Here is a 20842-nt window from a genome sequence, read left to right on the forward strand (position 1 = left end):
AGGCCGCCTGCGGCCGACGTCTCGAAGGGTGCTGGGGACGAAGGGAGAGACCGGCGCCGGCCATTGACGCGACCATGCCCCCCCCGCATGCTGGAGAGTGCTGGTGATCCGTGCGGGGGAGGTGTCATGCGACGGCTGGTGACATGTGCAGTGGTGGTGGTGGCGACGGTCGGCGGGTGCTCGTCCTCCGACGACGTGCGGCTCGAGGGTGACGAGGAGGTGCGCATCCTCGTCCTGCCCGAACCCACGGACGGCGGCAATGACATGCAGGCGCGTGCCACCCTCGCGCTGGACGACAAGACCGGGTGCATCGTCGATGAGGAGTCGCGGCGTCCGGTGGCTTTCCCCGACGGCACGTCGGTCGAGGGCGACCGGCAGTCGTGGTCGATCGTCAGCGAGTCCGGTGACGAGTTCACCCAGGGTGACCTCGTGATGGGTGGTGGCGACGAGGACTCTGAGATGGGCGGCTTCGAGCCCGATGCCCTCCCCACCGAATGCGGAGGGACGCCGTGGGTCGCCATCGTCACCGAGCTCGGGGCGGGGACGTCCCCCTTCGAGTAGGGCTGCTGCGCGCGGAGGCGCCCTCCGAGACGGTCGCGGGGCGACCGCCCACGCGGAGCGTGGGACCCACTCAGGGAGCGAGGGGCCCTGCGCCCACATGTCGGGACGCGGGGTTCACATGTCGGGACGCGCGCCTAGCCTGAGCACATGAGCACGGACGCAGCGCAGACCAGCTTCGACATCGCCGTCATCGGCGGCGACGGCATCGGCCCCGAGGTCGTCGCGGAGGGCCTGAAGGTCCTCGGCGCCTCCGGCGTCGACCTCCGCACCACCGAGTACGACCTCGGCGCGGCCCGCTGGCACCGCACCGGCGAGACCCTGCCCGACTCCGTCGTCGAGGAGTTGCGCGGCCACGACGGCATCCTCCTCGGTGCCATCGGTGACCCGAGCGTCCCCTCCGGCGTCCTCGAGCGGGGCGTGCTGCTTCCCCTTCGCTTTGCGCTCGACCACTACGTCAACCTGCGCCCGGCCAAGCTCTTCCCCGGCGTCACCAGCCCGCTCTCCGAGCACGTGACGAGCAAGGGGCTCGACTTCGTCGTCGTCCGCGAGGGCACCGAGGGGCCCTACGCCGGCAACGGCGGCGCGCTGCGCGTCGGCACCCCGCACGAGGTCGCGACCGAGGTCAGCGTCAACACCCGATTCGGCATCGAGCGGGTCGTGCGTGACGCCTTCGCCCGCGCCCAGGCGCGCCCGCGCAAGCACCTGACGCTCGTCCACAAGCACAACGTGCTCACCCACGCCGGTCACCTGTGGCGCCGCACCGTCGAGGAGGTCGGCGCGGAGTTCCCCGACGTCGAGACCGCCTACCAGCACGTCGACGCCGCGACGATCTTCCTCGCGACCGACCCGGCACGCTTCGACGTCATCGTCACCGACAACCTTTTCGGCGACATCATCACCGACATCGCCGCGGCCGTCGCCGGCGGCATTGGGCTGGCCGCGAGCGGCAACATCAACCCCACCCGCGACGCCCCGAGCATGTTCGAGCCGGTCCACGGCTCCGCCCCAGACATCGCGGGTCAGGGCAAGGCCGACCCGACCGCCGCGATCCTCTCCGCGGCGATGCTGCTCGACCACCTCGGCCTCGCCGACGACGCCCAGCGGGTCGAGGCCGCCGTCGCCGCGGACCTCGCCGAGCGTGCGGACGAGCGGTCCACGAGCCAGATCGGGGACGCCATCGCCGGGCGGCTGTGACGCCCGGACTACGCTTGCGGTGACCGCCTACCGAGGCGCACACTGGTACAAGAAGTCGTACCAGTGTCTGGAGGAATCATGGCCGTCACCGCGAGCGAAGCCCGCAAGAACCTCTTCCCCCTCATCGAGCAGGTCAACGAAGATCGCACGACGGTGGAGATCACGTCGCGCCGTGGTGACGCGGTGCTCATGTCCCGTGCCGACTACGACGCCCTGGCAGAGACGGCCCACCTCCTGCGGGTGCCTGCCAACGCTCGTCACCTCCTCGAGAGCCTGGCTCAGGCCCGCGAAGGGCGGCGGGACGAGCACGACCTCGAGCGATGAGGCTGGTCTTCACCCCCAATGGCTGGGCCGACTACACGTACTGGCTCGGTGCCGACCGCCAGACGCTCAAGCGGATCAACCGACTGATCGACGACGCCCTGCGGGACCCGGTGGACGGCATCGGCAAGCCAGAGCCGTTGCGTCACATGCTCGCTGGTGCGTGGTCGCGGAGGATCACCGAGGAGCACCGTCTGGTCTACCTCGTCGACGGTGACGACCTCGTCGTCCTCCAAGCCCGCTTCCACTACAGCTGACCCGACCCCCTTCGCTCGGGGGGTAACCTGCACCACATCGGACCCGAGGAGACGTGCCACTGATGACCGCCGAGCTGACCTTCACCACCACCCGCAGCGACGCCCCCCTTCCTGACGCCGACCGCGAGGCCGTCCTGGCCAACCCCGGCTTCGGGTCGACCTTCACCGACCACATGGCCCTCGCCACGTGGACGAAGGGGGAGGGCTGGCACGACGGGCAGGTGCGCGCCTTCGGGCCGCTGCAGATCAGCCCGGCCGCGGCCGTCCTGCACTACGCGCAGGAGGTCTTCGAAGGGATGAAGGCCTACCGACACGAGGACGGCTCGGTGTGGACCTTCCGCCCCGACCGCAATGCGGCGCGCATGGCGCGCAGCTGCGAGCGGCTCGCGCTGCCGGTGCTGCCGGAGGAGGACTTCGTCGGGGCGATCCGCGCGCTCGTCCAGGCCGACGAGGCCTGGGTGCCCGCCTACGGCACGGGCGAGACGAGCCTCTACCTGCGGCCCTTCATGTTCGCCTCGGAGGCCTTCCTCGGGGTGCGACCGGCCAACGAGGTGACCTTCTCGGTCATCGCCAGCCCGGCCGGTGCCTACTTCTCCGGTGGCCTCACGCCGGTCAACCTCTGGATCAGCCAGGACTACGCCCGCGCCGGCGACGGTGGCACGGGGGCTGCCAAGTGCGGCGGCAACTACGCCTCCTCGCTCGCCGGCCAGCTCGAGGGTCAGGCCCAGGGCTGCGACCAGGCCGTCTTCCTCGACTCCTCGACGCACACCTACATCGAAGAGCTCGGCGGCATGAACCTCTTCTTCGTCACCAAGGACGGCAAGCTGCGCACCCCCGCGCTCACCGGCTCGATCCTCGAGGGCGTCACCCGCGACTCGATCCTCGCGCTCGCCCCCGACCTCGGCCTCACCCCCGAAGAGTCGCGCATCGAGATCGACTGGTGGAAGGAGGGCGTGGCCTCCGGCGAGATCACCGAGGTCTTCGCCTGCGGCACCGCCGCCGTCGTCACGCCGGTCGGCGAGCTGCGCTGGGCCGGCGGCTCCGCCCCGTCCACCGGTGGTGAGGGCGGAGGCGAGATCACCCGCACGATCCGCCAGAGCCTGCTCGACATCCAGTACGGCGTCGCCGAGGACACCCGCGGCTGGATGACCCGGCTCGCCTGAGCAGCCACGCCAGCACCGCACCGAGGTAGCCCACGTGACCCCTCGGCTCATCGCCACCGATCTCGACGGCACCCTGCTGCGCAGTGACGGGACCGTCTCGTCCCGCTCGGTCGACGCCCTTCGTGCCGTCGCCGATGCAGGGCTCGAGACGGTCCTCGTCACCGCCCGCCCCCCGCGCTGGCTCGACGAGCTGGCGCACGTCGTCGGCACGCGCGGAGTTGCGATCTGCGGCAACGGTGCCTTCCGCTACGACGTCGCCGAGCGGCGGGTCTTCGGCGTGCGCTCCATCCCGCGCGAGGTCGTCACCGAGATCGTGCTCGACCTGCGCGACCAGCTGCCCGGCACGGGTTTCGCCGCCGAGCGGCACACCGGGCTGGCCGCGGAGAGCATGTTTGCCGCGATCCACGACCACCCGGAGAACCTCGTGACGACCCCGGCCATCGAGCGGCTGGACGACGCGCTCGTCGGCAAGCTGCTCGCCCGCAACCCGCACCTGACCGACGACGAGTTCATCACCGCGGTCACCGAGATCGTCGGCGACCGCGCGGTCGTGGCCTTCAGCGGTGCCGGCGGGCTGGCCGAGGTCTCGGCGAAGGGGGTCACCAAGGCTGCCGCGCTCGCCGGCTGGTGCGCGGAGCTCGGGATCGACGCGGGGGAGGTGTGGGCCTTCGGTGACATGCCCAACGACCTGCCGATGCTCCTCTGGGCCGGGCGGTCCTTCGCCGTGGCCAATGCGCATCCCGAGGTCCTGGCGGCCGCGACCGACCACGCCCCTGCCAACGACGACGACGGGGTCGCGCAGGTGCTCGAGGGGCTGCTGTAGTCCCTTCGAGACGGCCGCGGGCGGCCTCCTCAGGGAGTGTGGGTCCGACCGGTCCCTGAGGAGCTCGCTCTGCGAGCGTCTCGAAGGGCGGACGGTCGGTGACCGGCTCGTGGGACGGTGCCATGGTGACCAGGTGATGCCCCAGATGACGACCCGCGCTGCCACCGCAGCCGAGCTCATTATCTAGGCGCGACGAGCCACCTGCTCGTCGCGCGGACCTCCCACACCCGGGGGGTCTTTCGCTTTTCTCGGGCAGGGGACGAGACGAGCGGACGGGTCCGGAGCATCACCCCCGCCACGGACGGGCGCGACGAGCAGGTGTCACACTCACCGCGGAGGCGAGTGCCTCCCTTCGCCCCAACCGGAAGAACCCACGATGCACGGCTTCCACGTCTACGACACGACCATGCGCGACGGTGCCCAGCAGGAGGGCATCAACCTCTCGGTCGTGGACAAGCTGACGATCGCCCGTCACCTCGACGACCTCGGTGTCACCCACATCGAAGGGGGGTGGCCGGGGGCCAACCCCAACGACACCGAGTTCTTCCGCCGGGCTCGCACCGAGCTGCAGCTGCACACGGCGACGCTCGCCGCCTTCGGCGCCACCCGGCGCGCCGGCGGCTCCGCCGCCACCGACCCGCAGGTGCAGGCGCTGCTCGACTCCGGCGCCGAGGTCATCACCCTCGTCGCCAAGATGCACCCGGGGCACGTCGAGCGGGCGCTGAAGACCACCCGCGACGAAAACCTCGCGATGATCGCCGACACCGTGACCCACCTCGTGGGTCAGGCCCGGACCGTCATCGTCGACGGCGAGCACTTCTTCGACGGCTACCACCTCGACCGCGACTACGCACTCGCCTGCGTGCGCGCCGCACACGAGGCCGGGGCCGAGGTCGTCGCCCTGTGCGACACCAACGGCGGCATGCTGCCCGGCCAGGTGAGCGCGGCCGTCGCCGACGTCATCGAGGCGACCGGGGCGCGGCTGGGCATCCACTGCCACAACGACACCGGCTGCGCGGTGGCCAACACGATGGCCGCGGTCGAGGCCGGCGCCGACCACGTCCAGGGCACGGTCAACGCCTACGGCGAGCGCACCGGCAATGCCGACCTCATCACCGTCGTCGCCAACCTCCAGCTCAAGCTCGGCATGGACCTCGTCGAGCCGCACCGCCTGCAGGACGCGACACGCATCTCGCACGCGGTGAGCGAGGTGACCAACTTCCCGCACTTCTCCCGGCAGCCCTACGTCGGCTCGGGCGCCTTCGCGCACAAGGCCGGTCTGCACGCGAGCGCGATCAAGGTCGACCCCGACCTCTACCAACACATCGAGCCCAAGGACGTGGGCAACGACATGCGCATGCTCGTCTCCGACATGGCCGGGCGGGCGACGGTGGAGCTGAAGAGCCGGGAGTTCGGCGTCGACCTCACCGGCGACGACGCGGCGCTCGCGCGCGTGCTCGCCAAGGTCAAGGATCTCGAGCAGCGGGGCTACACCTTCGACGCGGCGGACGCGAGCTTCGAGTTGCTGCTGCGGCGTGAGGTGCAGGAGGAGTCGCTGGAGTACGCGCAGGTCGAGTCCTGGCGGATCATGATCGACGCCCGCGGTGGGGCCGACGCGCTCTCGGAGTCGACGGTCAAGGCGACCGCGGGCGGGCAGCGCTTCGTCGCGACGGGGGAGGGCAACGGCCCGGTCAACGCGCTCGACCAGGGTCTGCGCCACGCTCTCGTCGCGGTCTACCCGGAGATCGAGCGGATCGAGCTCATCGACTACAAGGTGCGCATCCTCGATGCCGCCCACGGCACCGACGCGACGACGCGGGTGCTCATCGAGCACAGCGACGAGCACACCTCGTGGACGACCGTCGGGGTGGCACCCAACATCGTCGAGGCCTCGTGGGAGGCGCTGCTCGACGGCATCACCTACGGCCTGATGCGTGCCGGGGTGCCCGTGCGCTGACCCGCGCAAGGGTCAGGCCAGGACCTCCACCCGCTGGCAGCGATCAGCCCGCCACGTGACCGAAGCGATGCCGGGTGGTGCTCACGGCCTGCTCCCGGACGAAGGGGAGCAGCTCACGGCGTCCGGTCGCCAGGACCTCGCCGGTGATGACGTCGACACCACCGGCGACGAGGTCGTCGACGAGGGTGGGCGGGGCCTCGCCGATGGCGCGCACGCGCACGTCGGCGGTCCGGCGGGCCCGCACGAGGCAGGCCGCCTCGACCTCGGTGACGACCTGCACGTGGCCGAGGCTCGCCGGAAGGTTGAGGGATGGGTCGGCGGAGACGACGACGTGGGCTCGGGTGAGGGTGGCGGCTGCGACGAGGCGCAGCACCTCGACCGGTCGCGCCCCGGCGCCGGCGCGCACGAGCACCCGCGGGTGCGGGCGGTAGCGGAAGACGTTGGTCTCCACGACCAGCGCGCTCTCGTCGTGCTCGACCCCGAGCTCGCCCGCCCAGGCGGCCGCATCGCTCGCGAGCGCCGACTCGAGCCAGGCGCGCTCCTCGTCGGTGACCGTGTCGCCGAGCCCGGCGAGCTGCGCGTCGACGGTGGCGCGGACCGCGGAGGCGACGGACGCCCCCTTCGTCGGGAGACCGTCGGCGGACCACGTGCCGAGCTGGGCGACGTAGTTGGGGCCGCCCGCCTTGGCGCCGGGGCCGATCGAGCTGGCCTTCCACCCGCCGAAGGACTGGCGGCGCACGATCGCGCCGGTGATGTGCCGGTTGACATAGGCGTTGCCGACCTCGACCGCTTCGGTCCAGCGCGCGATCTCCTCCTCGTCGAGGCTGTGCAGGCCACCGGTCAGGCCGAAGGCGGTCGCATTCTGCAGCTCGAGCGCCTCGTCGAGGGAGTCCGCGCGCATGAGCCCGAGCACCGGTCCGAAGACCTCGGTGAGGTGGAAGAAGGAGCCGGGGCGCACGCCGTCCTTGACGCCCGGCGACCAGAGCCGGCCGGTGTCGTCGAGGCGACGCGGCTGCACGAGCCAGCGCTCGCCCGGCTCGAGGGTCGTCAGCGCGCGGAGCAGCTTGCCGCTCGGCACCTCGATGACCGGGCCCATGCGGGTGCCGAGGTCCGCCGGCCACCCGACGGCGATCGACTCGACCGCGTCGACGAGCTGACGGCGGAATCGCTCGGAGTCGGCGACCGACCCGACGAGGATGCCGAGCGAGGCGGCCGAGCACTTCTGACCGGCGTGGCCGAAGGCCGAGGAGACGAGGTCGGCGACGGCCAGGTCGAGGTCGGCTGACGGGGTGACGACGAGCGCGTTCTTGCCCGAGGTCTCGCCGAGGACGCCGGCCCCGTGCTCGCGTCCGGCGCGCCAGCCGGCGAAGAGCCGCGCGGTCTCGCTAGCGCCGGTGAGCACGACGGTGTCGACGTCGGGGTGGGCGACGAGGTGCTGACCGATCTCGTCCTCGTCGGTGCGCACGACGTGCAGCACCTCGCGGGGGATCCCGGCGGCGTGCAGCGCCGCGACGGTCGCCTCGACGCACACCGGCGTCTGCGGCGCCGGCTTGATGACGACGGCGGAGCCCGCGGCGAGTGCAGCCAGGACACCGCCGATGGGGATGGCGACGGGGAAGTTCCACGGCGGCGTCACGAGCGTCAGGGCGAAGGGGGTGAAGCGCGCCCCGTCGGCCATCGCCCCGTCCTCGAGCTCGAGGGCGCGGTCGGCGTAGTAGCGCGCGAAGTCGACGGCCTCGGAGATCTCCGGGTCGGCTTCGGCGGCGGTCTTGCCCGCCTCGGCGGCCATGATCGCGAGCAGTTCCTCGCGGCGGGCGTCGATCTCGCGAGCGGCCTTGCGCAGCAGGTCTGCTCGCTCGGCGGCAGGCCGCGCGGCCCAGCCCTCGTGGGCAGTGCGGGCGGTGGCGACGACCTCGTCGACGGCGGCGGTGCTGCCCAGGTGAGGTGAGGTCGGCTCGGGCCGGGGTGCGGCGACGGCCCGGGCAGCCCACTCGCGGGTGGCCGGTAGCGCCGGGTCGGAGTCAGGCGTGTTGTCGAAGTGGTCACCGATGGGTGCCCGCTCGGCGGAGCGGCGCGGCCCGACGTGCGTGGAGCCGATGGCCTCGACGCTCGTCCGGAAGCGAGCCTCCTGGTCGGGCATCGCCGACGGGTCGTCGGCGAAGGAGGCGTGCAGGTAGCTTTCCGGCGACGCGGTCTCCTCGAGGCGGCGCACGAGGTAGGAGACAGCGGCGTCGAAGTCCTGGGGGGCGACGACTGGCGTGTAGAGGATGACGGTGCCCACCTCGTCGCGCACGGCGCGGGCCTGGGCGGGAGACATGCCCTGCAGCATCTCGACGTCGAGCGCGGCCGAGACGCCGCGGTGCTGAGCGAGCAGGTGGGCGGCGGCGACGTCGTAGAGGTTGTGCGAGGCGACGCCGAGGCGCAGCGCGCCCGCGAGCTCGGGGCGCAGGGCTCGCTCGATGCAGCGCAGGTAGTTGGCGTCGACATCCCCCTTCGTCGGGTAGGGGGCCTGCTCCCAGCTGTGCATGACGGCCTCGACCCGCTCCATGGCGAGGTTGGCGCCCTTGACGAGGCGGACCTTGATCGGGGCGCCACCGGCCGCGCGGCGGGCGAGGGCGAAGTCGACGAGCCGCTCGAGGGCGGGCAGCGCGTCGGGCAGGTAAGCCTGCAGGACGATGCCGGCCTCGAGGTCGTGGAACTGCGGCTCGGACAGGAGGGTCGTGAAGACCTCCATCGTCATCTCGAGGTCGCGGTACTCCTCCATGTCGAGGTTGACGAAGGCGTGCGGCGTCGAGGCCCGGGCCGTCTCGTAGAGGGGGCGCAGGCGGGTCAGGCAGCGCTCGACGGTGCCCGCCGTGTCCCACGTGCTGATCTGGCTGACGAGCGAGGAGACCTTGATCGACGCGTAGTCGACGTCGGGGCGCTCGAGGATCTCGCGGGTGCGCTCGGTGCGCGAGGAGGCCTCGCCCTCGCCGAGCACGGCCTCGCCGAGGAGGTTGATGTTGAGGCGGAAGCCGTCCTCGCGGGCGGCGGCCAGGTGACGGCCGAGCCTGGGGTCGCGGGCGTCGACGATGAGGTGGCCGACCATCTGCTTCATCCGCGCGCGGGCGGCGGGCACGACCACCTTGGGCGCGATCCGCGCGGCGCGGGCGCCGAGGCCGAGCAGGCTGCGGTCGAGCGGGCCGAGGAAGGAGGCGGCGTCCGAGGCGGTGATCCGGTTGAGGGCGGTGGCCGCGACCCGGTCGTCCTCGGGCCGGGCGACCCGGTCGACGAAGAAGACGGCGAGGTCGAGCCCCTCGTGGTCGGACAGGAGCGCGGCGAGCTGGCCGGTCGACTGCGCCTCCCGCTTCGTCTCCCCGGCGCTGGCCGCGGCGGACCAGCGGGCGGCGAGGGCGATGGCCTCCTCGACGAAGGGGGCGAACGCTGCGGTGGCCGGGTCGGTCTGGGCGGGTGTCGTCGTCATGCTCTCGACGGTAGGCGCGCGACGTGGCGATGACCACAGCCAGACGTCTGCCCCAAGCCGCTCATCGACATACATCTGTCTGGTCGGCACGGTCGGGGTCTGTGTGACACGCGTCCTGTCTCCACCCCTTGGGAGGTAGTGCCTCGGGCATCCCCTACCTAGCGTCGAAGGAGACGTCGACCCGGCCGCGGGTTCCTGAACGTCGCCAGCCTGAGGAGGTCATCTCGATGCCCACGACGAAGCGCACCACCAACCACGACGCCCATCCACCTGCCGACGACGGCGTCGGGGCCGGCGGCGAGACCCACCAGCGAGCAGGCGGCGATAGCCCGGTCATGACGTCGGCGCACGGCGTCCCGATCGAGGACGACAACAACTCACTGCGAGCGGGTGAGCGTGGTCCGACCCTCATGTCCGACCACGCGTTCCGCGAGAAGCTCTTCCACTTCGACCACGAGCGCATCCCCGAGCGAGTGGTCCACGCGCGTGGCTACGGAGCTCACGGGGTCTTCGAGTGCCACGAGTCGCTCGCCGACATCACACGTGCCAGCATCTTCGCCTCGGCCGGCAAGAAGACCGAGACCTTCGTCCGCTTCTCCACCGTGGCCGGCAACCTCGGCTCCTTCGACCTCGCGCGGGACGTGCGCGGGTTCGCCACGAAGTTCTACACCGACGAGGGCAACTGGGACCTCGTCGGCAACAACATCCCGGTCTTCTTCATCCAGGACGCCGTGAAGTTCCCCGACCTGGTCCACGCAGTCAAGGAGGAGCCGGACCGCGGTTTCCCGCAGGCACAGAGCGCCCACGACACCTTCTGGGACTTCGCCTCGCTCATGCCCGAGTCGACCCACATGACGCTGTGGCAGATGTCGGACCGAGCCATCCCGCGCTCTTTCCGCATGATGGAGGGCTTCGGTGTCCACACCTTCCGCTTCATCAACGACGCCGGCGACAGCTCCTTCGTGAAGTTCCACTGGAAGCCCGTGCTGGGCATGCAGTCCGTGGTCTGGAACGAGGCGGTCAAGATCAACGGCGCCGACCCCGACTTCCACCGCCGCGACCTCTTCGACGCCATCACCGTCGGCGACTTCCCGCAGTGGGAGCTGGGTGTGCAGGTCTTCGACGACGCCTTCGCCGACGAGTTCGACTTCGACGTCCTCGACGCGACCAAGCTCATCCCCGAGGAGCTCATCCCGGTCCGGACTGTCGGCACGATGACCCTGGACCGGCTCGTCGACAACGTCTTCGCCGAGGTCGAGCAGGTCGCCTTCATGACGCAGAACGTGCCGCCGGGCATCGACTTCAGCAACGACCCCCTGCTCCAGGGCCGCAACTTCTCCTACCTCGACACCCAGCTGAAGAGGCTCGGCAGCACCAACTTCAGCCAGCTGCCGGTCAACGCGCCCCGGTGCCCCGTCGCTCACTTCCAGCGCGACGGTCACATGCAGATGTCACCGCAGCCTGGTCGGGCGGCCTACGAGCCGAACTCCTTCAGCGGCGAGGACCGAGGGCCGCGCGAGGTGGGTGCGCCGGGGCAGCAACCCTTCCCCGAGGAGGTCGAGGGCCAGACCCGGCGCGTGCGCAGCGCGTCCTTTGCCGATCACTACAGTCAGGCCCGGCAGTTCTACGTCAGCCAGACGCCGGTCGAGCAGGAGCACATCGTCCTCGCGTACACCTTCGAGCTGGGCAAGTGCGAGATCCCGGCCATCAGGTCACGGATGATCGCCAACCTGCGCAATGTCGACGAGGACCTCGCCGCTGGCGTGGCCGCGGGCCTGCGGATGCCCCTCCCGGAGGCCTCCGTCCCGGCCGCGGAGCCCATCACGGATCTGCCGCCGAGCCCCGCTCTGAGCATCCTTGCCAACGCCAAGGAGACCTTCGCCGGCCGCAAGCTGGGGCTGCTGGTCGGCGACGGCGCGGACGCGGCCGCGGTCAAGCGTCTGCGCAAGGCCGTGACCAAGGCAGGCGGCATCTGCGAGGTCGTCGCCAAGGCCGTCGGGGGCGCCACGCTGTCCGACGACTCGCTGCTCGAGGCGACGCAGGCCGTCGCCGGCGCCCCCTCGGTGCTGTACGACGCGATCGCGGTCCTGACGGGGCCCGACGGTGGAGCCGTCCTGGCCGACGAGCCAGCAGCGCGTGACTTCCTCACCGACGCCTTCAACCACTACAAGGTCATCGGGCTCGGCGGCGCCACCGATGCTCTCGTCGCGGCGGCCGGTCTCAGCGACAAGCTCGACGCGGCCTGCCTGGGCCTGGACACGGCCAAGGACAACACGACATTCCTGTCGAGGATCGCCGGACCACGCCAGTGGGACCGCGACCTCGACGCCTGAGACACCACGACGGAGAGGCACCACATGAAGGCACTCACCTGGCAAGGCCGCAGCGACGTCCGCATCGACGACGTCCCCGACCCTCGCATCGAGCACCCGACCGACGCGGTCATCCGTGTCACATCGACGGCGATCTGCGGATCCGACCTCCATCTCTACGACCCACTCGGTCCCTTCCTGTCGAAGGGAGACATCCTCGGCCACGAGACCATGGGCATCGTCGAGGAGGTGGGGTCGGAGGTCACCCACATCTCGGTGGGCGACCGGGTCGTCGTCCCCTTCAACATCTCGTGCGGGCACTGCTGGATGTGCCAGCGCGGATTCATGGCCCAGTGCGAGACCACGCAGGTGCGCGAGCAGGGCATGGGGGCCTCGCTCTTCGGTTTCACCGAGCTCTACGGCTCCGTCCCGGGGGGCCAGGCGGAGTACCTGCGCGTCCCGCAGGCACAGTTCGGCCCGATCCTCGTCCCCGAGGGCGTGGCCGACGAGCGGTTCCTGTACCTCTCCGACATCCTCCCGACCGCTTGGCAGGGGGTGGAATACGCCGACGTGCCCGACGGAGGCAGCCTCGCCGTCATCGGGCTGGGACCGGTCGGCCTGATGGCGGTCGCCATCGCGACCCAGCGTGGCCTGCAGGTCATCGGCGTGGACAACGTGCCGGAGCGGCTGGCACGGGCGCGCCAGTACGGCGCGACCGTCATCAACACCGACGAGACCGATGACGTGCCGGGCGCGATCCGCGAGCTCACCGACGGCCGCGGGGTCGACGGCTCCCTGGACGCGGTCGGGATGGAGGCCCACGGCGCACCCGTGGCCGAGACCGCCATCAAGGCCGTCGGCCTGGTCCCGGATGTCCTGGCCAAGCCGATGATGAAGACGGTCGGCATCGACCGCCTCGCCGCACTGCGCACGGCGATCGGAGCCGTCCGACGTTCGGGCACGGTCTCGGTGAGCGGGGTCTACGGCGGGATGGCCGACCCCCTACCGATGATGGAGATCTTCGACAAGGGTCTGGCTCTGCGCATGGGCCAGTGCCACGTCAAGCGGTGGATCGACGACATCATGCCGCTCGTGCTCGAGGACGGCGACCCCCTCGGTCTCGAGGCGTTTGCGACCCACCGACTGCCGCTGACACAGGCTCCTGACGCGTACTCGATGTTCCAGAAGAAGCAGGACGGCTGCATCAAGGTCGTGCTGAAGCCGTGACCGCAGCACGAGTGGCCGGGGCCCCACGCGGTCTCGGCCACTCGTGACGCGCTGCGCCCGCGATCGACGCGGTGCTGGCCGGTCGCTCGCCGATCGCGCTCACACCCAGTCGTGGGTGGGCAGGCGGGTACACGGTGTCGCGCCGCGCGCCGGCTCAACCCGATCGATCCGGTCGAAGGGGGTCGCAGCGCGGCAGCGCGTCGGGTCAGTAGTCGGCGGGCGTGGGCGGCGCCTCGAGGACGATCCGCTTGCGTGTCGGGGCCATGCCGTTGTCGATCCCCCAGAGGACGGCCTGGCTGCGGCTGTCCACGCCCATCGTCCGGTACGCGGAGCGGATGTAGGACTTGACCGAGTTGATGCTCAGGCACGTCCGCTCCGCGATGGCGTTGTTGCTCAGACCGGCGGTCACGAGAGCGATGATCTCTGACTCACGAGGCGTCAGGCCGGCCGCGCGGCCGGGCCAGTAGTTGGTGGGGAGCGTGGAGTCCGGCTGGAAGGGGATGACCCGCAGATGCCCTTCGTGAGCCTTGGTCAGCTCCATGACGAGATCCTCCGCGCTGACCGACTTGGAGATCGCCGTGGTGACCCCGCGGGCCCGAGCTGACTCGATGAGGTCCTCGGAGAGATGCCAGGTGAAGAGGACCACCTGCCCGATGTGGGGGGCGGCGCACAAGACGTCGAGGTCGTCACCGTCGAACGCGGTGCGGGCGTAGGTGTCGTACAGCGCGATGTCGACCGGTTGAGCCACCGTGGTCCCTGCATCCAGCTCGACGACCCTGACGACGTCGGCGTAGGGCTCGAGCATGGCGGCGACTCCTTGGATGATCAGCTCGTGATCGTTGATCAGGGCGACCCTCAAGGGGCCACGTGCAGGGGCGCTCATGCGCTGACCATAGCCGCGGTCACCGACTCGGTCAGGCTCGGGTCTCGTTGCCGTCCGCCGTCGCGACGAGCACGATCTTGCCGGGACGACGGATGATGCGGCCCTGCCTCTCGAACTCGTCGAGCCACCCCGACATGGGCCACTCGTGCCAACGTCGCCAGTAGATCGATGCATTGCGCACGATGTCGACGAGATGCTCGACCGGCGGCCGTGACACCGGGTGATGCTGGTGGTAGGCATGGGCGCCTCCGACCCAGACCAGCTCGACACCTCGCTCGCGGGCGACCCGACCGAGGTCGGTGTCCTCGGCCCCGTAGCCGACGTACTCCTCGGCAAAGCCTCCCAGCAGGTCCCAGGTGGACGCTTTGACCGCGAAGCTCAATGACCAGAAGAGCTCGTGCGAGCCGTCGCGCTGGATCGTGTCGGGCGCTGGTGCCGGCCGGGCGGGGTGGGGGTCGGTCAGGTCGTCGAGCCTGCGGGCGTCGTCCGGGACCCGGACGCCTTCGTCGAGGTAGGTCACCGGTCCGCAGAGCAGGGCCTGAGGAACTTTCTCGGCAGCGATCTCGTAGGAGCTCACCAGACGTGGTCCGGGCACACAGTCCACGTCGAGCAGGATCACCAGGTCCGCGCCGGAGCGCAGCGCTGCCCGCACCCCGATGTTGCGTGCTCGCGCGAGGGGGAGACCGCGAGGATCGCGCTCGACATGGATGACGGTCACGCTCGGCTGGCCAGCGACGACGTCGTCGATGGCGTGGTCGTCCATGGCCACGATGATGTGCGGCGTCCCGGGGGAGACGTCGCGCAGGATCCTGCGCTGCTCGCGCAGGTGCGCGTGCCGGCCGTGGACGACGGTCACGATCACGATGTGCTCAGCCACCGGCCACCGCCTCGACCAGCGCGGCCGCCCGGTCGACGGCACCTGCGCACTCCCACCGCACCCACCCCCGGCCGCCTCGCGCCAAGGCCGTGTCGAGCGCGCAGGCCCAGTCGATCGTGTCGAGGTCCTCGGGCCGGACCGCGGTCGCAAGACCTGCGGCGTCGAGGGTCGCGGCCATGTGCTCCGGCTCCTCGTAGGGTCGGCGCTGTGGCACGACCAATGCCGCCACACCGGCAGCGGCGACGTCAGCCACGGCGTTCTGCCCGCCGTGGGTGACCACGACGTCCGCGCGAGCGATCAGGCTGCGCACGTCCGGGACCCAGACGTCTCCGCCCGCGACCTGCCAGTCGAGGTGTGGGGCCGAGCGGACGATGCTCATCGGCAGGTCTCCGCGGTCGAATCCCTCGGAGCCCGAGAGGATGAGACCCGTGGCGCGACGCACGCCGTCCCGGGCGTTCGTCCGGTGCCGGCCTGCCGAGGCGATGGCTGCTCGCGGGCTGCGGGCTAGTCCTCCCACGGCCACGACGCGTGCGGCGAAGGTCCCGGTCGACCACAGCTGCGTGTGGGCCCACTCCGGCCATGGGGTGAGAACGGCGGTGGCTGCGGCCAGAGCGCTCTGGTGCGGCGCGTCGCGCCGCAGTCCCGGCTGTGCCACGACGATGACCGGGACGCCGAGGAGCCGGACGAGCACGGTCACCTCGCACGAGACGTCCACGACGACGACGTCGGGCTCGTGCACCTGGATCCACCGTGCGATGGTCGTCATGCGCTCGCTGAAGCCCCGGTGGCCCAACGGTGCCCAGTGCATGAGGCCGCGCATCGTCACGTCGGCGTCGCTGGCCGATGCGCCGTCGGCGAGAGGAGCGTCGTGGGGCAGCGGCACGGACTCGAGTCCGGCGGCGCGCGTGGCGGCCAGGTCCAGCCCTGAGCCGAGGAGGGTCACATCGACCCCGTGCGTGGCCAGCCGACGGCCCACGAGCATCGCTCGGGTGCGGTGCCCGGAGCCGTGGTGGTGCACGTACCAGCCGACCTTCACGCTCGGCCTCGTCCCGAGCCGACGAGCTCGCGGTACAGGCTCGCGTACTCGTGCACCATCCGCTCCGAGCCCAGGTCCCTCAGGGCGGCGTGGCGCACGCCCTCGCGGGGGAGCGAAGCCGCTGCGTCCACGCCGTCGCTCAGTCCCCGGACGATGCTGTCGGCGTCCCCCCGGGCACTCACGAGGACGCCGATCTCCGGGGTGACGAACTCTGCGAGACCACCCCGATCCAGAGCGATGACCGGGGTTCCCCACGTCGCAGACTCCGCCGCGACGAGGCCGAAGGGTTCTTCCCACCGCGGGGTGACCAAGGTCGCCGCGCTGGCGCGCACGAGCGCGGCCAACTCGGAGTGCGGCAGATGTCCGGCGTACCTCACACGATCGTCGAGCTGGGGCGCGATGACGTCGTCGAACCACCCCCGCTCGCTCACCGGGCCGACGATGGTCAGGCGCCGCCCGGCTCGTCGCGCGGCGGAGATGGCGAGGTCGCATCCTTTGGTGTGCGTCAGACGGCCGACCCACACCAGGTCCTCGCCCCCTGCGCCCGAGCCGCCGCCGTCGTCGGCGACCCCGTTGTGGATGACCCTCGGGCGGGTGGGCAGCGTGCTCCAGTCTGCCGCGTTGGTGCGGCTGACGCAGACGTACTCCACGCGCGGGCTCGCCAGGTCGACCCCGAGCTCCATCCAGGGGAAGGGGGGAGTGTGCAGCGTCGTCACCAGTGGTGCGGCCACCGCCGGGCTGAAAGCCAGCGGGAGGAAGTTCAGGCTCTGGTTGTGGACCACGTCGACGGGCCTGGCGAGGAGGTCGACGACAGCCGCGGTGAAGGCCGCGTGGTCGCGCAGGAAGTCGGGCTCGGGCAACTGGCGGTCGAGCGCGGCCACGGCACTGAGGTCGGGCAGACCGCGATAGGGGACGAGCTCGTCGGCGACACGGGGGTCGCTGCCCGCGGGCGCGTACATCCGCACGTGGTGCCCGAGCTCCCGCAGTCCGCGCGCCAGCAGCGCAGTGTGCGACTCCTGGCCACCGGCATAGGGCTCGGCGATGGGGTGACGCGAGGTGGCGAGCATGGCGATGCGCACTAGCCCACCTCGTCCGCGAGGTCGGTGAGGTACTCCGCAAAACCACCCCGGCACCGACCGTTCCGACGGGCCGAGGAGGACACTCGCACCGTGTCCGTCGCCACCCATGACGGCGTGTGAGCGCGGATGCGCCGCACGAGGTCGACGTCCTCGTCGCTCGCCATCGCGCGGAACCCTCCGATGGCGAGGTAGGTGCTCGCACGCAGGCCCAGGTTGGCGCCGTGCACGTGAGGGTGCCCTTCGACCAGGTGGTGCCGGGCGCGCCATTCCATCAGCACGCGCGAGTCGGTCAGACCGCGCGGCTCGACGGTGCCGATGACCGCGTCATGGGTCCGGGAGAGGTCGATGTGTCCGACCAGCCAATGCGGGGGGACGACGGTGTCGGCATCGGTCGAGGCGAGCCAGAGGTCATCGACACCGATCTGAAGGGCCGCGGCGGTTCTCAGGGCAGCGGTGGCCCCACTGCGTCGGGCGGCGCCGACATTGCCGTGGTCGACGCTGAGGCTGCGGACACCCGCTCGGCGGACGACCGACGCGGAGCCGTCGACGGAGCGGTCGAGCACGACCGTGACGTCGATCATCACCTCGGGATGGACGGTGCTCGCCCGGCGCCGAGCGGCGTCGATGCTGGCCAGTGCCTCGGGGAGCAGCACCTCCTCGTTGCGTGCGGGCACGACGACGTGCAGGGCGCGGATCATCGGGACGCCTCGTAGACGTCGATGAGGACGTCCTCCTCGACGAGGGTGACCACCGACCAGCGGTCACACACGGCGCGGACCTGAGCGTGCACGCGGGGGCCGTCCAAGGGGATCTCGCGGGTCGCGTGCCGCCAGCTCACCAGGACGAGCTCACCGCCGGGAGCGAGTCGCTCGATGAGACCGCCGAGGGTGAGCCACAGCTCGAAGGGCGTGAGGAAGTAGCCGACCTCGGACATCACCACGAGGTCGAAGGGTCCGCTCAGCTCGGTGATGATGGAGGGGGCCTCACCCCTGATCCAGGTCAGGCCGCTCGGTGCGTCGCGAGCAGCGATGTCGAGTGCGCGCTGACTGACGTCGATCGCCACGACGTCACCCGACCGCGACGCGAGGTCGCGCGTGAGCGCACCCGTGGAGCATCCGAGGTCGAGCACCCGTTCGTACCGCTCGCGTCGCAGGACGGCCGTGGTCAGGGCACGTTTGCGCCGCTCGTACCAGGTGTCGCTCGACCAGGGGTCCTCGCCGCAGTCGAACATCGCGTCGAACGTGGCGGGTCGCTGCGAACTCGGCGCATCGGGGCGCAGGTTGCCGCGGTCGGGCAGGACCAGGGTGGTGAAGCCACGCACGGTCGGCGCCAGCACTGCGTCCGTCAGCAACGCCTCGTCACCCGCGGCCGTCGAGAGCGGCTGGACCTGGCTGTGATGCCGCTGGACCGCCCGCGTGCGACGGGACTGGGCGTCCAGGGTCGCGTCGACGACGACGAGGTCCGACCACGGCAGCAGGTCGGGTTCGCCCCAGTGCCAGAACCACACCAAGTAGTGGGCCAGGTTGACCCCCGCCTCTCCGGCGGACGTCCGGGAGAGGACCGCGGTGCGGGTTGCGCGACCAGCAGCGTCATGATCGGGGTGTCCGTCCGACGTCCACGGGGCCAGGGCGAGGGTGCCCGCGGAGCAGAAGGAGGCGACGGCAGCCGAGATCTCCTCCTGGCGCTCTGCGAGGCCGCCGTCGGGGAGCCCGACGTGCACGACGTGTGCGGCCGGCGCGAGTTCAGCGGCGGCTCGCTCGCCCTCGGCGCGCCGACGAGCGCCCAGGTCCTCACGGCTCACCGTGGAGGAGCGAGGGTGCGACGCCTCCCCGCTGGTCAGGATCAGCAGCGTCACGTCCACGCCGAGCGCGGCGGCATCGGCGATGAAGGCCCCGGCGCCCAAGCACTCGTCGTCCGGGTGGGCTGCCACGACGAGCAGGTGGTGGTGGTCGCCGATGACGGCACGCGTCGTGGGTGTCGTCACCGATGACCATCGAGGGTCGCCCACCCACCGCAGCTCGCCGTCGGGGTGGTCCAGGCGTGGCGTCCGGGTGGTCATCGTGCGGCTTCGACGAGCAACGCTCCGGTGCGCGCCAGGTCGCGGTCGCCATGGTGCTGCCGGACGTAGACGGTGAGGTCCGCGACCCGACGGGCGTGCTCCTCGTCGAAGGTCAGCGGAGCCGGCCCCAGCGCCCGAGCCACCTCGGTCAGGCAGACGTGGGCGGCGGACGCTGCCGCGTCGCGGGCCCGGGCGGCCATGAAGGCGCCCGCCGCACCCGTGGCCGTCCCCGCGTCGATCGCGGCGGCTGCCGCCCGCAGCTCCAGCTCGGCGGCCCGCAGAGCCCGGTCGAGGCGACCGAGGTGCCAGGTCGCGATCTGATCGGGCTCCCGGCGACATGCAGCGTCGAGCACGCGCTGCGCGAGGGCTGCCGCAGCTCCGAACCACACGGCCGCCACGGCGACCCCACCCCACGCGAATCCCGGTCGGGTCAGGTACCACCCGGCCGGGCCGACGGGGGTCGCCGGGACGTCGTGCAGGTCCAGGCCGGTGCTGCGCACGTCCACGAGCCCGCGCGAAGCCCAGGACGCATCGTCCCGTCGGATGCCGGGGTGCGACAGGTCGACGGCGAAGGCCTGCCGCCGCTCGGCGGACACGTGCGCGGTGATGATTGCGTGGCTGACGTGGGCCGCGAGCGAGCACCACGGTTTGCTCCCCGACAGACGCCAGCCCGCATCCGAGCGGGTGGCGTCCAGATGGGTGTCCGGGGAGTGGGCCGCGTAGACGCCCCAGGTGCTGCCCCGCGGTGCGCTGACGGTCACGTCGTCACCGTCGGCGCCAGGGTGTGCGTCGGCCGCCTGCGCCAGGATGCTCAGCGCATCGAGGTGCGGCTCGACGACCCGGGCGACGGTGAGATCGCCGGCGCCGAGGGAGCCCAGGGATTGCAGGTAGGACCATGTGCTCGTCCCCAGGTGGGAGGAGAGCGGGCTCAGGTCGATCGCCAGCGACAGTGCCGCCGGGATGTCTGCCGCCACGTCGCGGGCGGCGAGGACGAGGTCCTGGTCCGCCCAAGCCAAGAAGCTGAAGGGCCGCGAGGCGGCCGTGCTGGTCGTCATGAACGTCGCAGCGACGACGCGCGATCGAGGAGACCGGCCGGACCACGCTGCTGCTCGCCGAGGGCGGCGTCCAGGACGAGCAGGCCGCCCGTCGCCATCGGGGTGGCCCACTGGAGCCAGCGCATACGGGCAGAGAGGTCGCGGACGCGCTGGGCCGCCTCCGGGTCCCGGTCGCCGGCCTCTTGGGCACGACCGAGCCGGGCCCCCTCGCGATACGCGGCGGCGCTCGCGACCAGCGCGACGCCGGTGAGAGCCGTCTTCACGACGACTGCAGTTGTGGTCGGTGGGTGGACCACGACGCGCCGTTTGTTGTCGGCGACGATCGCCAGCCCGCTCAGGAGGTGCACGCCGATCGCGCCGGCCTGCACAGGTCCCCACGAGGTCCACCCTTCGTCGGCGATGCGTGAGCGCTCCTGAGCGCTGTCGCCCACTCGTGATGCGGGGTTGAGAGCGACGGCGCCCATGAGCGAACCGCCGAACCAGGCGGCGTTGGTGACAAGGTGCGCGGCCCGGACCGTGGTGCTGTAGATCGTCATCTCTCGACAGTAGGAAGGGCGGGCCCGGGCTGCAACACC

The 20842-nt window shown here is 71.3% G+C and carries 18 protein-coding genes; 9 read left to right on the plus strand and 9 right to left on the minus strand.

Features of this window, described 5'->3' with window-relative positions:
- Window positions 1-159 precede the first annotated feature (159 nt).
- The 7 genes from CWN80_RS13625 to cimA all read left to right on the plus strand — a co-directional run bounded on the left by CWN80_RS13625 (window position 160) and on the right by cimA (window position 6276).
- Window positions 160-561 (plus strand): hypothetical protein, encoded by a 402-nt coding sequence (locus CWN80_RS13625; protein WP_007928148.1) that lies wholly within the window; start codon window positions 160-162, stop codon window positions 559-561.
- Between the two features lie 147 nt (window positions 562-708).
- Entirely contained in the window at window positions 709-1755 is a 1047-nt protein-coding gene (locus CWN80_RS13630) for a 3-isopropylmalate dehydrogenase (RefSeq protein ID WP_007927934.1), read from the plus strand.
- 78 nt (window positions 1756-1833) lie between these two features.
- Window positions 1834-2079, plus strand: coding sequence for a type II toxin-antitoxin system Phd/YefM family antitoxin (locus CWN80_RS13635; RefSeq protein ID WP_007927933.1), 246 nt, complete (start codon window positions 1834-1836; stop codon window positions 2077-2079).
- Window positions 2076-2333: a Txe/YoeB family addiction module toxin gene (locus tag CWN80_RS13640; protein WP_007927930.1), complete on the plus strand. Its 258-nt coding sequence runs from the start codon at window positions 2076-2078 to the stop codon at window positions 2331-2333. Before CWN80_RS13635 ends, CWN80_RS13640 begins: the two co-directional genes overlap by 4 nt.
- A gap of 62 nt (window positions 2334-2395) precedes the next feature.
- Complete coding sequence (locus tag CWN80_RS13645) at window positions 2396-3496, plus strand: branched-chain amino acid aminotransferase (RefSeq protein ID WP_128277430.1); 1101 nt, start codon at window positions 2396-2398, stop codon at window positions 3494-3496.
- Between the two features lie 34 nt (window positions 3497-3530).
- Window positions 3531-4319, plus strand: a complete 789-nt coding sequence (locus tag CWN80_RS13650) for an HAD family hydrolase (RefSeq protein WP_007927923.1) — start codon at window positions 3531-3533, stop codon at window positions 4317-4319.
- Window positions 4320-4695: 376 nt separating this feature from the next.
- On the plus strand, window positions 4696-6276 hold the full coding sequence (cimA, locus tag CWN80_RS13655) for a citramalate synthase (RefSeq protein ID WP_007927920.1): 1581 nt from the start codon (window positions 4696-4698) through the stop codon (window positions 6274-6276).
- A gap of 43 nt (window positions 6277-6319) precedes the next feature.
- On the opposite strand, the gene CWN80_RS13660 is transcribed toward cimA, so the two are convergent.
- A complete protein-coding gene (locus CWN80_RS13660) occupies window positions 6320-9739 on the minus strand; it encodes a bifunctional proline dehydrogenase/L-glutamate gamma-semialdehyde dehydrogenase (protein ID WP_128277431.1) in 3420 nt (1139 codons plus the stop codon).
- 227 nt (window positions 9740-9966) lie between these two features.
- On the opposite strand from CWN80_RS13660, the gene CWN80_RS13665 reads away from it, so the two are divergent.
- Both CWN80_RS13665 and CWN80_RS13670 read left to right on the plus strand, forming a co-directional pair.
- Complete coding sequence (locus tag CWN80_RS13665) at window positions 9967-12072, plus strand: catalase (RefSeq protein ID WP_007927918.1); 2106 nt, start codon at window positions 9967-9969, stop codon at window positions 12070-12072.
- Window positions 12073-12096: 24 nt separating this feature from the next.
- Window positions 12097-13278, plus strand: a complete 1182-nt coding sequence (locus CWN80_RS13670) for a zinc-dependent alcohol dehydrogenase (RefSeq protein ID WP_007927914.1) — start codon at window positions 12097-12099, stop codon at window positions 13276-13278.
- A 205-nt stretch (window positions 13279-13483) separates the two neighbouring features.
- Here CWN80_RS13670 and CWN80_RS13675 read toward each other — a convergent pair whose 3' ends face one another.
- The 8 genes from CWN80_RS13675 to CWN80_RS13710 all read right to left on the minus strand — a co-directional run bounded on the left by CWN80_RS13675 (window position 13484) and on the right by CWN80_RS13710 (window position 20803).
- Entirely contained in the window at window positions 13484-14161 is a 678-nt protein-coding gene (locus tag CWN80_RS13675; RefSeq protein WP_040881314.1) for a helix-turn-helix transcriptional regulator, read from the minus strand.
- Window positions 14162-14192: 31 nt separating this feature from the next.
- Window positions 14193-15038 carry a glycosyltransferase family 2 protein gene (locus tag CWN80_RS13680; RefSeq protein ID WP_128277432.1) on the minus strand — a complete coding sequence of 282 codons (846 nt, stop codon included), beginning with the start codon at window positions 15036-15038 and terminating at the stop codon, window positions 14193-14195.
- The gene (locus CWN80_RS13685) at window positions 15031-16074 is read right to left on the minus strand and encodes a glycosyltransferase (RefSeq protein WP_007927910.1); all 1044 of its coding nucleotides are present in this window, start codon (window positions 16072-16074) and stop codon (window positions 15031-15033) included. Before CWN80_RS13685 ends, CWN80_RS13680 begins: the two co-directional genes overlap by 8 nt.
- Entirely contained in the window at window positions 16071-17153 is a 1083-nt protein-coding gene (locus tag CWN80_RS13690; protein WP_007927908.1) for a glycosyltransferase, read from the minus strand. The genes CWN80_RS13685 and CWN80_RS13690 overlap by 4 nt, the downstream gene beginning before the upstream one ends.
- Window positions 17153-17851: a glycosyltransferase family 2 protein gene (locus tag CWN80_RS13695; protein WP_238148250.1), complete on the minus strand. Its 699-nt coding sequence runs from the start codon at window positions 17849-17851 to the stop codon at window positions 17153-17155. The genes CWN80_RS13690 and CWN80_RS13695 overlap by 1 nt, the downstream gene beginning before the upstream one ends.
- A complete protein-coding gene (locus CWN80_RS13700) occupies window positions 17848-19137 on the minus strand; it encodes a bifunctional PIG-L family deacetylase/class I SAM-dependent methyltransferase (protein WP_238148252.1) in 1290 nt (429 codons plus the stop codon). The genes CWN80_RS13695 and CWN80_RS13700 overlap by 4 nt, the downstream gene beginning before the upstream one ends.
- A gap of 71 nt (window positions 19138-19208) precedes the next feature.
- Window positions 19209-20267: an acyl-CoA dehydrogenase family protein gene (locus CWN80_RS13705; protein ID WP_007927893.1), complete on the minus strand. Its 1059-nt coding sequence runs from the start codon at window positions 20265-20267 to the stop codon at window positions 19209-19211.
- The gene (locus CWN80_RS13710; protein ID WP_007927891.1) at window positions 20264-20803 is read right to left on the minus strand and encodes a hypothetical protein; all 540 of its coding nucleotides are present in this window, start codon (window positions 20801-20803) and stop codon (window positions 20264-20266) included. Before CWN80_RS13710 ends, CWN80_RS13705 begins: the two co-directional genes overlap by 4 nt.
- Window positions 20804-20842: the final 39 nt, after the last annotated feature.

It is taken from the genome of Janibacter hoylei PVAS-1 (assembly GCF_004025845.1).
Lineage (GTDB): Bacteria > Actinomycetota > Actinomycetes > Actinomycetales > Dermatophilaceae > Janibacter > Janibacter hoylei.

Excerpts from the sequence above, each read along its gene's own strand:
- cimA (WP_007927920.1), top strand. The coding sequence starts at position 4,696 with ATGCACGGCTTCCACGTCTACGACACGACCATGCGCGACGGTGCCCAG.
- CWN80_RS13710 (WP_007927891.1), bottom strand. The coding sequence starts at position 20,803 with ATGACGATCTACAGCACCACGGTCCGGGCCGCGCACCTTGTCACCAAC.
- CWN80_RS13640 (WP_007927930.1), top strand. The coding sequence starts at position 2,076 with ATGAGGCTGGTCTTCACCCCCAATGGCTGGGCCGACTACACGTACTGG.
- CWN80_RS13665 (WP_007927918.1), top strand. The coding sequence starts at position 9,967 with ATGCCCACGACGAAGCGCACCACCAACCACGACGCCCATCCACCTGCC.
- CWN80_RS13695 (WP_238148250.1), bottom strand. The coding sequence starts at position 17,851 with ATGATCCGCGCCCTGCACGTCGTCGTGCCCGCACGCAACGAGGAGGTG.
- CWN80_RS13645 (WP_128277430.1), top strand. The coding sequence starts at position 2,396 with ATGACCGCCGAGCTGACCTTCACCACCACCCGCAGCGACGCCCCCCTT.
- CWN80_RS13705 (WP_007927893.1), bottom strand. The coding sequence starts at position 20,267 with ATGACGACCAGCACGGCCGCCTCGCGGCCCTTCAGCTTCTTGGCTTGG.
- CWN80_RS13660 (WP_128277431.1), bottom strand. The coding sequence starts at position 9,739 with ATGACGACGACACCCGCCCAGACCGACCCGGCCACCGCAGCGTTCGCC.
- CWN80_RS13670 (WP_007927914.1), top strand. The coding sequence starts at position 12,097 with ATGAAGGCACTCACCTGGCAAGGCCGCAGCGACGTCCGCATCGACGAC.
- CWN80_RS13635 (WP_007927933.1), top strand. The coding sequence starts at position 1,834 with ATGGCCGTCACCGCGAGCGAAGCCCGCAAGAACCTCTTCCCCCTCATC.
- CWN80_RS13630 (WP_007927934.1), top strand. The coding sequence starts at position 709 with ATGAGCACGGACGCAGCGCAGACCAGCTTCGACATCGCCGTCATCGGC.
- CWN80_RS13675 (WP_040881314.1), bottom strand. The coding sequence starts at position 14,161 with ATGAGCGCCCCTGCACGTGGCCCCTTGAGGGTCGCCCTGATCAACGAT.